Genomic DNA, 13,805 nt, shown 5'->3' with positions numbered 1-13,805 from the left:
ATTCGTCCCGCGTTCCACCGGCACCTTGAGTCAATCATCCGACGGCATGAGCATAGGTCCACCACACGTCCAGGAGGTCCCCGCCGTGACGACCACACCCCAGGCGGTCCGCAGGGCATCCCCCCGCACCCGCCGGCCGGCCACCCAGGCCGCCCCCGACCCCTCGGCCGGGCTGCTGCCGCACGCCGAGCCGGTCCGACTGCTGAACCCGGACGGCACCCCGCTGCCGGCGCGCAAGGACTACCCGGAGCCGCCCGTCGAGGCGCTGCGCGAGCTGTACCGGCGGATGGTCGTCGGCCGCCGCTTCGACGTGCAGGCCACCGCCCTGACCAAGCAGGGCCGCCTCGCCGTCTACCCGTCCTCGCGCGGCCAGGAGGCATGCCAGGTCGGCGCGGTGCTCGCGGTCCGCGACACCGACTGGGTCTTCCCCACCTACCGCGAATCGATGGCGCTGGTTGCCCGGGGCATCGACCCGGTCGAGGTGCTCACCCTGCTGCGCGGCGACTGGCACTGCGGTTACGACCCGACCCAGGTACGGACCGCACCGCAGTGCACCCCGCTCGCCACCCAGTGCGTGCACGCCGCCGGGCTGGCGTACGGCGAGGCGTACCAGGGCCGCGACACCGTCGCGCTGGCCTTCATCGGCGACGGCGCGACCAGCGAGGGCGACTTCCACGAGGGGATCAACTTCGCCGCCGTGTTCAAGGCGCCGGTGGTCTACTTCGTCCAGAACAACCGGTACGCGATCAGCGTCCCGCTGTCGCGGCAGACCGCCGCACCGTCACTGGCCTACAAGGGCGTCGGCTACGGCGTCCCCAGTGAGCAGGTCGACGGCAACGACCCGGTCGCGGTGCTCGCCGTGCTCACCCGCGCGGTCGCACACGCCCGCGCCGGCAACGGGCCGTTCCTGGTCGAGGCGCACACCTACCGGATGGAGCCGCACACCAACGCCGACGACGCCAGCCGCTACCGCGACGGCGCCGAGGTCGACGCCTGGCGTGACCGGGACCCGGTCACCCGGCTGGAGACCTACCTGCGGGCCCGCGGGGTGCTCGACGACGCGGTGGTCGCCGAGGTCGCCGAGCAGGCCGAGGCGTACGCGGCGGAGCTGCGGACCCGGATGAACGAGCAGCCCACGGTCGACCCGTTGAGCCTCTTCGACCACGTCTACGCCGAGCCCACCCCCCAGTTGATCGAGCAGCGCGAACAGGTCCGCGCCGAGCTGGCCGCCGCCCGCGACGAGGAGGGTGACGCCTGATGGCCACCACCATGGCGAAGGCGCTCAACGCCGCGCTGGCCGACGCTCTCGCCGCCGACGACCGGGTCGTCGTCTTCGGGGAGGACGTCGGCCAACTCGGCGGTGTCTTCCGGATCACCGACGGTCTGCAGGCCCGTTTCGGCGAGAAACGCTGCTTCGACACCCCCCTCGCCGAGGCCGGCATCGTCGGCTTCGCCGTCGGTCTGGCCATGTCCGGGCTGCGACCGGTGGTCGAGATGCAGTTCGACGCGTTCGCGTACCCGGCGTTCGAGCAGATCGCCTCGCACGTGGCGAAGCTGCGCAACCGGACCCGGGGCGCGCTGAGCGTGCCGATCGTCATCCGCGTGCCGTACGCCGGTGGGATCGGCGGGGTCGAGCACCACTGCGACTCGTCCGAGGCGTACTACGCGCACACCCCCGGGCTGAAGGTGGTCACCCCGGCGACCGTCGAGGACGCGTACTCGCTGCTGCGCGAGGCGATCGACGACCCCGACCCGGTGGTCTTCATGGAGCCCAAGAAGCTCTACTTCGGCAGCGCCGACGCGCAACTGCCGGCGCGTACCGAGCCGTTCGGCCGGGCCGTCGTGCGCCGTCCCGGTCGCGACGCCACCCTGGTGGCGTACGGGCCGGCGGTGCCGGTCGCGCTGGAGGCCGCCGAGGCCGCCCGCGAGGAGGGCTGGGACCTGGAGGTCGTCGACGTACGCACGATCGTGCCGTTCGACGACGCCACGATCACCGCCTCGGTCCGACGTACCGGCCGGTGCGTGGTGATCCAGGAGGCGCCCGGTTTCGCGGGCGTCGGCGCGGAGATCGCCGCCCGGGTGCAGGAGCGCTGCTTCCACGCGCTGCACGCCCCGGTGCTGCGGGTCGCCGGGCTGGACATCCCGTACCCGGCGCCGATGCTGGAGCACACCCACCTGCCCGGCGTGGACCGGGTCCTTGACGCGGTGGCCCGCCTGCAGTGGGACGACCAGCCGGACGCGCGTTGGGCGGCGGCATGAAACGGACGCAGGTCTTCCTTCTGCCCGACCTGGGTGAGGGGCTGAGCGAGGCCGAGATCGTCGAGTGGCGGGTCGCCGTGGGTGACGTGGTCACGGTCGACCAGAGCGTCGTCGAGGTGGAGACCGCCAAGGCGGTCGTCGACGTGCCCTGCCCGTACGCCGGCCGGGTGGTCACCCTGCACGGCGCGGCCGGTGAGGTGCGCCCGGTCGGCCAGCCGTTGATCACCATCGCGCCGCTGGACGGCGGCGACGAGCCCGCCGGGCACGCCACCTACCGCGAGGAGGAGCGGGCCGGGTCCGGCAACGTGCTGATCGGCTACGGCACCGGGCACGGCAACGCCACCCGGCGTCGGCGTCGGCCCCGCCTGGCACTAGCCCCCGAGCCGGCCGACGCTGCCTCGACCGGCGGCTCTGGCTCGACCGGCGATGCTGCTTCGACCGGCGGCTCTGGCCCGACCGGCGGCTCTGGCGTGGCTGTCGGTGGTGCGCCCGGCGCGGGTACCGCGTCCGGCGACCCGGCGCGGTCGCCCGCTGCCCTGGTCATCTCGCCGATCGTGCGGCGGCTGGCCCGCGAGCAGGGCATCGACCTGAACACGGTGCGGGGCACCGGGCCCGGCGGGGTGATCCGCCGTGCCGACGTGGAGACGGCGCTGACCGTGCCCGCCGCCCGGCTCGCCGCCGTGCCGGACCCGCACGTCGCGGCCGCCCCGGCCGGGGACGACGACGTGATCGTCCCGCTCACCGGCGTCCGCAAGGTGATCGCCGACAAGCTCTCCCGCAGCCGACGGGAGATCCCGGAGGTGACCATCTGGGTCGACGTGGACGCCACCGGGTTGCTGGAGACCCGGGCCGCGATCAACGCGGCGACGCCCGACGCGCCGGTGAGCATCCTGGCCCTGCTGGCCCGGATCTGCCTCAGCGGGCTGCGCCGGTTCCCGCAGCTCAACGCCCGGGTCGACACCGAGGCGCAGCGGATCGTCCAGTCCGCCGGGGTGCACCTCGGCATCGCCGCGCAGACCGACCGGGGCCTGCTCGTGCCGGTGCTGCGCGACGCCCAGCGGCTCACCACCGCCGAACTGGCCGCCGAACTGGCGGCGACCACCGCCGCCGCGCGGGCGGGCAGCTTGCCGCCGGCCCGGCTGACCGGCGGCACGTTCACGCTGAACAACTACGGGGTGTTCGGCGTCGACGGTTCCACGCCGATCATCAACCACCCCGAGGCGGCCCTGCTCGGCGTCGGGCGGATCGTGGACAAGCCGTGGGTGGTCGACGGGCAACTCGCCGTCCGCAAGGTGACCCAGCTCAGCCTCACTTTCGACCACCGGGTCTGCGACGGCGGGGTGGCCGGTGGCTTCCTGCGGCACGTCGCCGACTGCGTGGAGCGCCCCGCGTTGCTGATCGCCGCTGTCTGACTGCGTACCCCCCCCGGCCCTGGCGTTGCCTGTGCGGCGCCAGGGCCGGCGTGCGTCCGGGGTTTCCTGGACGCGGCATCGGGAAGTCGGCCCCGCCGGAGCGCACCATTCGCGTCGAAGGGAGCCGGCCCATGGGGTACGAGATGCTACTCAACTCGGTTCGGGTGCGGCGGCCAGCCTCGGCCGGCGCGCCGCTCTGCTGCGACGCGCTGGAGTACGGGCTGACCGGTGACGGCTCGACCAACGACCAGCCGGCGCTGGCCGCCCTCGTGGACCGCCTCGGCACCGCGTACGCCTCGGACGGGCGGGCCCGGGTCATCTACTGCCCGCCGGGCATCTACTCGATTCGGGACGCCGGCACGGTGTGGCGCAGCGGCGTGTCGCTGATCGGGGCCGGCCCGGCGGCGACCCGGTTCATGCTCAGCAACGAGGGCAACCGGGCCGACCCGACCCCGTTGGCGTTCTGGACCACGGTGCAGCACGGTGCCGACCGGAACCGGCACATCGCCGACTGCACCTTCTCCGACTTCCAGATCGACGGCTCGGGTGTGGCGATGGCCGAGTACAACTACCTGGCCAAGGGCCTCGGCCTCCAGTACGTGGTGCGGGGTGTGTTCCGCAACCTCTACATCCACCACACCGCAGCCACCGGGCTGGGCTGCGACTTCCTCCAGGACTCTCTGATCGACGGCGTGGTGGTGGTCGGCTGTGGCCGACTGGACAACGGCGAGCAGTGGGGCGGCGCCGGCATCGGGGTCGGCATCGGCGGCTGGGGCGCGGTGGAGCGGCTGACCATCGCCAACTGCACCACCCTGGCCAACGGCACCAACGGAATTTTCCTGGAACTGCAGAAGGATTTCTGGGAACCGCCGCGCGGCTACCGCATCATCGGCTGCCACAGTCAGGGCAACCGGTACGGCATCTCCGACTGGGGCGCCGACGGTCTGATCGTCTCCGCCTGCACGATGACCGGCAACCTGGAGGCCGGCTTCGACGTGTCGGCGCAGGGAACCTCGTCCGTGGCCGGCCGGGGTGGGCTGCTCACCGACTGCGTCATCGACGGCAACGTGCGCGACGGGGTCAGCATCGGCAACAGCCCCGGCCCGTACACCGTCCGGGGTAACCGGATCAGCGACAACGGCCGGCACGGCTATCACGCGCACGACCTCGGGCGCGGTCACCAGGGCTCGATCCGGGACGTGGTGATCGAGAGCAACGAGTTCTGGGGCAACGGCCTGGACGCGGTCCGGATCGACCACCAGATGACCGACACGGTGCTGCTCAACAACCGGATCCGCAACAACGGGCGGCAGTACGCGGAAGGCGCCGGCGGTAGCGGTGAGGCCGTCCGCTACGGCGAGCGGAGTCTGGTGGACCGGTCGGCCAACTGGCCGCACGACGGGCACCGGGGCAAGGTCCTGCGAGTCGGTCGGGCCGTTGCCATGGTGGCCTCCAACACCGGCAACGAACTCACCCTCGCCCCGGTCCGACCCGACGCGTTCAGCGCCTGGAGCGGGGACGTGCCGCCGCCGGGATGCGGATACGAACTGTCTGCCGCACCGGAGCGGCGGGCGGGCATCACCATCGACGCGGCGTTCGACTCGGCCACGGTCCGTGGCAACCGAATCTGGGACAACCACGACGACCAGACCCAGACGCACGGGTTGTGGATAACCGAACGTGGCAGTTGCGTGGACTGCCGGGTCGAGGACAACGACCTCGCCGGCAACGTCGACGACGGCATGCGGCTGGACACCCCACCGGTGGGGGGACGCTGGCGTGACAACCACGTCGACAGCGACTGGAGCTGACCGGCAAGCACTCGCCGGGGGCCAGCACTTCGGCGGGGCTTGAGCTGAACGACGTGCGGCGGCGGCCGGAGTGATCCGGCCGCCGCCGCTGTCATCGTGCGCTGGTCAGCCGGCCAGACCGGCCACCGGGGTCGGGTCCAGCACCACCGTGGCCGTGCCGGACTGCGCCGGTACGCCCGGCTCGGTCGGCGCGTCGGTGTACTCGGCGACGAAGACCGCGGTGAGGTTGTCCGCGCCGCTGTGCCCGCCGTCCACGAAGGTGGTGATCGTTCCCGAGCACCCCATCGCCGTGGAGAGCGGGTGTCCGTGCTCGTCGTGCCCCAGCACGTAGGTGACCTTCACCCGGGAGCAGTCCACGGGCAGATCGTCGGTGACCTTCACCTCGTACGCGACGGTCTGCCCGAACTGGAAGGGCTGCCCGGCCACCGGTGCGACGAACTCGACGACCGGCGCGGTCGGCCCGACCACCAGCGGCAGGGTCGCCGAGGCGGACCGTCCGGTGCGGTCGGTCACCTTCAGCGTCGGGGTGTACGAGCCGTTCTCCTGGAACGTCCAGGTCGGGTTGGCGTCGGTGCTGTCCACCGAGCCGTCCGCGTTGAAGTCCCACGCGTAGCGCAGCGCGTCACCGTCCGGGTCGGTGGTGCCGGCGCTGGAGAACGCGACGGTCAGCGGGGCCTGCCCGACGGTCGGGTCGGCGCTGATCTTCGGGATCGGCGTCCGGTTGCCGCGGACGAAGTCGATCCGGGACAGCTGGGCGTCCGGGTTCTCGGCGAAGTAGCCATCGCCGTACTCCAGCACGTAGAGCGCGCCGTCCGGGCCGAACTCCATGTCCATCGGGTTGTCCACCACCAGGGATGGCACCACCGACCGGATGTCCTGCACGTCCCCGTCCTCGTCGAGACGGAACTCCTTGATGTAGTCCCGCGTCCACTCGTAGAACAGCGGCACGCCGTCGTAGTAGGCCGGCCACCGGGTCCGCGACGTGCTGGTCCCGTCGAAGTCGTACGCCGGGCCGCCCATCGGGCCGACACCGCCGGTGCCCAGCTGCGGGAACTCGCCGGACGCGGCGAACGGGTACCAGACCTGCGGCTGCTCGACCGGCGGCAGTTGCCGCTTGCCGGTGTTGCGGGGTGAGTCGTTGACCGGGCGCTTGCAGTTGAACTTGGGACCGGACGCACCGGTGGCGAAGTCGTAGTCACGGTAGGCCAGCGTCGGCGTCACGCAGTACGGCCAGCCATAGTTCGCCGGCTTGTCGACCAGCATCCACCGGCCGTGCCCGGCCGGCCCGCGCTCAGGGTTCGAGTTGGAGGCGTCCGGGGAGTAGTCGCCGAGGTACACGTTGTCGGTACGACGGTCGACGGCGAACCGGAACGCGTTGCGCAGCCCCATCGCGTAGATCTCCGGGCGGGTCTGCGCTGCCCCCGGCTTGAACAGGTTGCCGGCCGGCACCGTGTAACCGCCACCAGGCTTCACCCGGATGCGCAGCAGCTTGCCGCGCAGGTCGTTGGTGTTGGCCGAGGTGCGCTGGGCGTCGAACGCGGGGTGCCGGTCGGCCCGCTCGTCGATCGGGATGTAGCCGTCGGAGAAGAACGGGTTGGAGTCGTCACCGGTCGACAGGTACAGGTTGCCCTTGCTGTCGAAGTCGATCTGGCCGCCGACGTGGCAGCAGATGCCCCGGTCGGTGGGCACGTCGATGATCTGCTGCTCGGTGCCGAGGTTCAGCTTCATCCCGTCCAGCTTGAACCGGGACAGCCGCAGCGCGCCCCGGAACCGCTGCCAGTCCGCCTCGGTGCCGACCAGCGGCGCGTCCCCCTCGTTGACGTCGGGAGTTGCCGGATCGTCCACCGGCGTGTCCATCGGCGGCGAGTAGTAGAGGTAGACCCACTTGTTCTGGGCGAAGTTCGGGTCGATGGCGACCCCCTGCAGCCCCTCCTCGTCGTGCTCGTACACCGGGATGTCGGCAGCGAGGGTGTTCAACCCGGTGCGCGGGTCGTGGATGCGGACCTCGCCGGTGCGGGAGGTGTGCAGCACCCGCAGGTCGGGCAGGACGGCGAGGCTCATCGGCTCGCCTGGGAAGTCGTTCAGTGTCACTTTCTGGAAGCTGCTGTCCGGCGGTGCCGCCGGCGCGGCGGCCGCGGCTGATGGTGGTACGGCCAGGCCGGCCGTTACCAGCAGCAGGGCGGACGTGAATGCGCTCCTGTTCATCAGGTTGTCCCCCGAGGTGGTGTCAGTACCGGAGTGAAGCGAGATGGTCGAAGCCGACCCGAGCGGTGTCCAGGGCGTCGGCGGGGGAGCGTGGCGAGGTGCCGGCGTCGTCGCGTTCGACGATGTACTCCTCGATGCCGGCCTCCCGCTCGTGGGTGAAGATCCGGCCGAAGTCGATGAGGCCGTCGCCGAGGTCGGCGAAACCGCCCTCGACGTCGAGGTCCTTGACGTGCACCTGGCGGATCCGACCGCGGTTGGCCCGGATCACGTCGACCGGGTCGTGTGCGCCTCGCCAGGTCCAGTAGAGGTCGAGCTCGAAGTGGACCAGCCGGGGATCGGTCTGCGCGGTGAGGATGTCGAAGCCGGTCGAGCCGCCGGTCAGCGGCACGAACTCAAGTTGGTGGTTGTGGTAGCCGAAGTCGAGGCCCGCGCGTTCGGCGAGCCGACCGGCGCGGTTCAGGTCCCGGGCAAGGGCCCGGTAGACGGCGGGGTCCCGGATCGGCTGACCGTTGGCGTCCCGACCGAAGTACGGGTGGACGATTTTCTTGGAGCCCACGACGTTCGCGTCGGCGAGGGCACGCTCCCAGGTGGCCGCGTCGAAGGGCTGCGGGATGCCGGTGTGCCCGGAGGTGGCGCGCAGTCCGGCCTCGTCGAGCGCGGCCCGGAACTGCGCGGCGGTGCGTCCGACGAAACCGGCGTGCTCAACCCGCCGGTAGCCGATCCGGCGCAGCGCGTCCAGAGTGCCGGGCAGGTCTGCGGCGAGCTGGTCGCGCAGCGTGTAGAGCTGGATGCTGATCTGGTCCACCGGCACCCGTCGCCGGCCCTGGGACTGCCCTGCGGGCGCGGCGGTGGCGGGGCTGGTGAGCAGGCCGGCTGCGCCGACGGCAGCGGCGGAGACGGTCGCGGCGCGCAGCACTCCGCGCCGGCTGACCGGCTCGGACGCCAGTGTCGGCTCCGGTCGGTTGAGCTGTTGATCCATGGTGGTGGTCCCTTCCTGACGGCTGGCATGCCGTCGGCGGCGGTCGACCTGGCTGCCGTCGCCCGGGCGCGCCGAACCGGCCGGAGGCGGGCTCCGGCTGAACGGTGAGGGGCGGCGCGCGGGCGCGGCCCAGACCCATCGGGGGCGGAACGCGGCGACCCGGCAGGGGTGGCGGCAAGCTGATCGACGAATGGGCAACCCTCTATCTAGATCGTGACCTTACCCTTGCCTTCGGACGAAGGCAAAGCTTCGTCGCGTTCGGCAGAAGTTTCGCTTCAGCTGACAAAAGACCGTCCCCGACGTGCGCCACCCGGGGGGTGACGGTCTACCTGCGGCCCCGGTCCCGTGCCGGGGCGACCTCCCACACCGCCTCCTTTGCTCCGCTTCACCCCACGCACCACCAGACGCCCGGTATCCGGACAGCCGGTGTGGCGTCCGCTGAAGCAGAGCAAAGGACCTGACAAGGGTCTCTTGAACCCCTCTTCCGCCAAGTGGAACATTGTCGGAAAGCGCGTCAATAAATGCGCCACCGATTATTTCCGAATGCCGTGGACGCCCCTGCCGAGGAGGCGAGAATGTGGCAAAGGGAAGTCGGAAACGGGGGGATTGAAGATGACGTCTAGGCGGCGATTGACGCTGTTGGCGGTAACCATCGCAGCCGTACCGCTCGTCCTGGGTGGGTGCACCGCCGACCGGGATCCGGGTTCGGCCAAGGGGCACCACGCTGCACCGGAGCTCGATGTGACACCGGGGGACAAGGCCCGGGACGTCCCGGTCAGCGCCGAGGTGGGCACCGTGGTCAAGGGTGGACGGGTCACCGGGGTACGCCTCACGGACGACAAGGGCAAGCAGGTCAACGCCGAGCCGCGTGAGGACGGCTCGGGCTGGGTGCCGAGCGCGCCACTGCAACCGCGACGGACGTACACCGCCGAGGTGACCGCGACCGCTGACTCGGGTGCCACCACCACTCGCACCACCACGTTCACCACGATGGCCAAATCGACCAAACCGCAGATCACCAGCACTCTCTATTTCGTCGGTAATCGGACGTACGGCACAGCGATGCCGGTAACCGTCGCGTTCGACCCGGCAATTCCGAAAGAGGCCAGAGCGGATGTCCAGCGGCGGTTGTTCGTGAAGACGAATCCGGCGCAGCCGGGCACCTGGTCGTGGCTTGAGGACGGAAGTCAGGTCTATTACCGAGCGCCCGATTTCTGGAAGCCGGGGACCACCGTCAGCGTCCGGGCCGCTCTGGAGGGTCTACCGATCGGCAAGGACCGGATCGGCGACGCCGAGCGGACCGCTACCTCCAAGATCGGACGACAGGTCGCGCTGGAGATCGACAACGCCACCAAGCAGATGACGGTGCTGCGCGACGGCAAGCAGATCCGCCAGATCCCGGTCAGCCTGGGCAAGCCGAGCACGCCGAGTTCCAGCGGCAAAATGGTGATCATGGAGAAGTACGACCGGACCACCTTCGACACCCGGGGTGACCCGAACGGTGGCTACGTGGTCGACGTCGACGATGCCCAGCGCTACACCTGGGGCGGCGAGTTCATCCACTCGGCCCCGTGGTCGGAGGGGGAGCAGGGCAACACCAACGTCTCGCACGGCTGCGCGAACGTCTCCGCCACCGCGGCGGACTGGTTGATGGGGGTGACGCAGGTCGGTGACCTGGTCACCGTCAAGGGCACCGAGGTGGAGTTGCAGCCGGGCAACGGCTGGACCGCGTGGAACGTGAGCTGGGACGAGTTCACCCGGGGCAGCGCCCTGCCGGTGCCACCCGGGCTCAAGCCGGCGCCGGTCGCCCCGGCGCACCCGGGTGCGGTGGCCGGTGGGTCGCCCGCCCCGGCGCCCTCCGTCAGCGGTCGCTGAGACACCGCCGCCGGACATTCGGGGCCGGCCCGCCACTGCGGCGGGCCGGCCCCGACGTCGCCGCCAGCTCAATGATCGTTTGGCGCAGGTGCGACTCGACAAGCCGGCCTACCAGCGATCGGCTCGGCGCCCGTGGCCCCGGGCGCTACTCCAGCGGTACGCGGGCCACGCCGGGGCCGATCAGGCTGCCCAACCAGAGGTGATCGTCGTGCTGGCGTACCCCAGTGATCATCCAGTAGTGCCCGTTCGGGCCGTGCAGCGTCCGGCGGACCGCGCCCGTGCCGTCGACCAGCGCGACCAGCCCGTAGCGGCGTGGCTGCGGCTGCATCGCGTCGGGCAGCAACGCGGCGATCTGGCGTAGTCGCGGGTGCGGCAGCAGCCACTCGGCGATCGGCACCCGTGGGCTGGGCAGAGCGATCCAGTATGTCCCGTCGCCCACGGCGGCGAGATTGTCCGGGTATGCGGGCAGGTCGGCGAGGACCCGGACGCCACCGCTCAGCTCGACGCGGAGCAGGCGGTGGGTGCTGGTCTCCACGAGCATCAGCGCTGACTCGTCCGGGGTCAGCGCGATCCCGTTGGGGAAATACAGCCCGTCGGCCACCACCTCGGTGCGGCCGGTGCCCGGATGGTGGGCCAGCACCCGGCCGTTGGGGCGGTGCTCCAACAGGTCCCGCTTCCAGTGCGAGACCGGAAACCGGTCGGAGCTGTCGGTGAAGTAGATGGTGCCGTCGCGGCCCACCGTGGCGTTGTTGGCCAGGTGCACCGGGGGCGCCGTCCCGGTCAGTTCACGCACCGCGCCGTCGGGCGTGACCCGCAGCAACCCGCGGTACGCGTCGCAGACCACCAGAGCCTCGCCGGAGGGGTCCAACTCGATGCCGAGCGGCCGGCCACCGGTCTCGGCCAGCAGTCGGGGTCGGGTGCCGGCCGGCGCGTCGACCGGCCACCACCAGAGCCGACCGCCCTCGTCACCACTGATCACCCGACCGGCGCCGTCGACCAGCACGTCCTCCGGCCCGACGGCACCCTCGGGGAGGGGCAGCAGCTCCGCCCGGTCGAGCCGCCGGTCGGTGGGTGCCCATGCCCCGGCCAGCGCCGGAGGAACGGTTGCCGGCTCGCGGACGGGACGGATCAGCCGGGGCGGCCGAGGCCGAGGGATCAGCATCGGCCCATTCTCCACCGCCGGTGCCGGCCGTCTCCGAATCATCGTCCGCGCGGCGCGTCGGCGGGCGTGATCACCACGGTATCGGTGATGTCGGGGTGTCCCGCTGACCCGGACGCCCCGACATTGGTGATCCGGAGTGGATCACCGTCCGAAATGGGCGCGGCGGGTCCGGTGGCCGGTGGTCCGTGCGGCCGGAGGCCCTGACCTCCACCCCGAGAGGGATGAGGCGCACCTCGGGGTATGACCCTGGGCGTACCCGGAATCACTCGGTGGAGGGGCGAAAGTGTCGGTGGTGGCGGCTAGGTTTCTAGGCATGGAAGATCGCAGCGAGCGGCTCGACGTGCGGGTGAGCGTGGGTGACCGGGTGGTCCTCGTGCGGGTGGCCGGCGAGGTCGACATCGCCACCGTGGCCGCGTTCCGGTCCGCGCTGTGGTCCGCGCCCGCTCGCCCGATGCTCCAGCTGGAGCTGTCCGAGCTGCGGTTGCTCTCCGCCGCCGGCGTCCGCACGTTGCTCGCCGCGCATCTGCGCGTCCGGGCCCGCGGTGGCGAACTGGTCCTGGTCGACCCGAGCCCGGTGGTGGCGCGGGTGCTGCGCGCTACCGGCCTGCACCGGGTGATGCCGATTCTGGAGCCGGCCCGGGTGGTCGAGGCCGCTCGTCGCCCGGTGATCACGACCGCACACCTGCAGCTCGCCGCCTGATCTGACCCCAGAGCAGCCGACCCGACCCGACCCGAGCTCGCTGACGCGGCCCAGCGCCGGTCGTCTCAGGCTGTGTTGCTTGGGCGTGGTGCGGGGCCGCCGGCGTGCGCCGGCGACCCTGCAGAATCGGTCAGCGCACGCCGAGCAGGTCGACGACGAAGATCAGCGTCTCGCCCGGCTTGATGACTCCGCCGGCGCCGCGGTCGCCGTACCCCAGGTGCGGTGGGATGGTGAGACGGCGCCGGCCGCCGACCCGCATGCCGACGACACCCTGGTCCCAGCCGGCGATGACCTGGCCGCCGCCGAGCGGGAAATCGAACGCCTCACCGCGGTTCCAGGACGAGTCGAATTCGCCGCCGGTGGAGTGTGACACGCCGACGTAGTGCACGCTGACCAGCTGGCCCGGCTCGGCCTGCGGGCCGTCGCCCACGGTGATGTCCTCGATCACGAGGTCGGCCGGCGGTGCACCCTCGATCGGACCCACCTCGGGCTTGCCCGATCGGGCGCTTGCTGCCTGGTTCATGCGGGGATCTCCTGCCGTGTTGGGTGATGTGTCCGGGCACCGTCGATCCTGCCAAATCGCACCTGACCCAGGTGCGGCAGACCCGCTACCTGCTCCCGCACCCCATACATCGATCTTGCACTTTCGGTCGCCGGTGTGCCCCGACTCGCACCTTTCGTCAGGGCAGTAAGTGCAGATCGGCGGACGGACGGACGGACGGACAGACCGGCGGGCGTCACCGGTGTTGGTGACGCCCGCCGAGAGGTGGTGCGCTGTGGTTCATCGCAGCCAGGGCACCCGCCGGACGATCGGCAGCTTCGCCCAGAGCTGGCCGAGGCCCCAGGTGTCGCCGGCGTTGACCAGCGCCAGGACCGCCAGTACCGCGGCGTAGATCAGGTGGTCGTCCATGAAGGGGTTGTTCTCCGGAGGCAGGACGGCGGTCCACATCAGGACCAGCAGCAGCCCACCCGCCACCGCGGCGACCCGCATGCCGATGCCGAGCAGCAGGGCGACACCGATCCCGGCCAGGCCGGCCATGAAGAGCCAGTCCGCCCAGGCGGCGCCGGCGATCCCGGTGTAGAGGTCCTTGAACGGGCCCGTCACACCGAAGGTCAGGAAACCCTTGGTGGGGCTGCCCCCGTTGATCCAGGCGTTCTTCGACTCGGTGGCCATCCCGAGGCCGAACATCTTGTCGACGAAAGCCCAGAGGAAGATCCAGCCGAGCGCCAGCCGGGTGCCGGCCAGGATGTACCGGACGGCCCGCACTCGGGCGGTGCCGGCGTTCGGAGCGGTGTTGTCGGCGGTGACCTGCTCGATCGTCGCGGTCATGGTCTCCACGTCCCTTCTCAGCTTCGCACCGCGCTTCCCGGTGGCATCTCCAGTAGACGCTTACCGCGCCGT

The 13,805-nt window shown here is 71.3% G+C and carries 11 protein-coding genes; 6 read left to right on the top strand and 5 right to left on the bottom strand.

What is annotated here, in order from left to right:
• Window positions 1-52: 52 nt before the first annotated feature.
• The 4 genes from pdhA (at window position 53) to OG811_RS27550 (ending at window position 5,482) form a co-directional block, all read left to right on the top strand.
• Window positions 53-1,258 carry a pyruvate dehydrogenase (acetyl-transferring) E1 component subunit alpha gene (pdhA, locus tag OG811_RS27565; RefSeq protein WP_406075945.1) on the top strand — a complete coding sequence of 402 codons (1,206 nt, stop codon included), beginning with the start codon at window positions 53-55 and terminating at the stop codon, window positions 1,256-1,258.
• Window positions 1,255-2,259, top strand: coding sequence for an alpha-ketoacid dehydrogenase subunit beta (locus OG811_RS27560; RefSeq protein ID WP_406075943.1), 1,005 nt, complete (start codon window positions 1,255-1,257; stop codon window positions 2,257-2,259). Before pdhA ends, OG811_RS27560 begins: the two co-directional genes overlap by 4 nt.
• Complete coding sequence (locus OG811_RS27555) at window positions 2,256-3,671, top strand: dihydrolipoamide acetyltransferase family protein (protein WP_406069876.1); 1,416 nt, start codon at window positions 2,256-2,258, stop codon at window positions 3,669-3,671. The genes OG811_RS27560 and OG811_RS27555 overlap by 4 nt, the downstream gene beginning before the upstream one ends.
• 131 nt (window positions 3,672-3,802) lie before the next feature.
• Complete coding sequence (locus tag OG811_RS27550; protein WP_406069874.1) at window positions 3,803-5,482, top strand: right-handed parallel beta-helix repeat-containing protein; 1,680 nt, start codon at window positions 3,803-3,805, stop codon at window positions 5,480-5,482.
• 105 nt (window positions 5,483-5,587) lie between these two features.
• Here OG811_RS27550 and OG811_RS27545 read toward each other — a convergent pair whose 3' ends face one another.
• Together OG811_RS27545 and OG811_RS27540 are read right to left on the bottom strand one after the other, a co-directional pair.
• The gene (locus OG811_RS27545; protein WP_406069872.1) at window positions 5,588-7,687 is read right to left on the bottom strand and encodes a PQQ-dependent sugar dehydrogenase; all 2,100 of its coding nucleotides are present in this window, start codon (window positions 7,685-7,687) and stop codon (window positions 5,588-5,590) included.
• A gap of 22 nt (window positions 7,688-7,709) precedes the next feature.
• Complete coding sequence (locus OG811_RS27540; RefSeq protein ID WP_406069871.1) at window positions 7,710-8,666, bottom strand: sugar phosphate isomerase/epimerase family protein; 957 nt, start codon at window positions 8,664-8,666, stop codon at window positions 7,710-7,712.
• 630 nt (window positions 8,667-9,296) lie between these two features.
• Here OG811_RS27540 and OG811_RS27535 point away from each other — a divergent pair.
• Window positions 9,297-10,541, top strand: a complete 1,245-nt coding sequence (locus tag OG811_RS27535; RefSeq protein WP_406075942.1) for an Ig-like domain-containing protein — start codon at window positions 9,297-9,299, stop codon at window positions 10,539-10,541.
• A 145-nt stretch (window positions 10,542-10,686) separates the two neighbouring features.
• On the opposite strand, the gene OG811_RS27530 is transcribed toward OG811_RS27535, so the two are convergent.
• The gene (locus OG811_RS27530; RefSeq protein ID WP_406069869.1) at window positions 10,687-11,703 is read right to left on the bottom strand and encodes an SMP-30/gluconolactonase/LRE family protein; all 1,017 of its coding nucleotides are present in this window, start codon (window positions 11,701-11,703) and stop codon (window positions 10,687-10,689) included.
• A gap of 313 nt (window positions 11,704-12,016) precedes the next feature.
• Between OG811_RS27530 and OG811_RS27525 the strand changes: the two genes are divergently transcribed.
• The gene (locus OG811_RS27525) at window positions 12,017-12,403 is read left to right on the top strand and encodes an STAS domain-containing protein (protein WP_406069868.1); all 387 of its coding nucleotides are present in this window, start codon (window positions 12,017-12,019) and stop codon (window positions 12,401-12,403) included.
• Window positions 12,404-12,533: 130 nt separating this feature from the next.
• Here OG811_RS27525 and OG811_RS27520 read toward each other — a convergent pair whose 3' ends face one another.
• Together OG811_RS27520 and OG811_RS27515 are read right to left on the bottom strand one after the other, a co-directional pair.
• Complete coding sequence (locus tag OG811_RS27520) at window positions 12,534-12,926, bottom strand: FKBP-type peptidyl-prolyl cis-trans isomerase (protein ID WP_406069866.1); 393 nt, start codon at window positions 12,924-12,926, stop codon at window positions 12,534-12,536.
• 258 nt (window positions 12,927-13,184) lie between these two features.
• A complete protein-coding gene (locus OG811_RS27515) occupies window positions 13,185-13,742 on the bottom strand; it encodes a hypothetical protein (protein ID WP_406069864.1) in 558 nt (185 codons plus the stop codon).
• Window positions 13,743-13,805: the final 63 nt, after the last annotated feature.

This window comes from Micromonospora sp. NBC_01638 (genome assembly GCF_045209745.1).
GTDB lineage: Bacteria > Actinomycetota > Actinomycetes > Mycobacteriales > Micromonosporaceae > Micromonospora.
The sequence above is the reverse complement of the archived record's forward strand: the minus strand, read 5'-3'. Positions and strand labels throughout refer to the sequence as shown.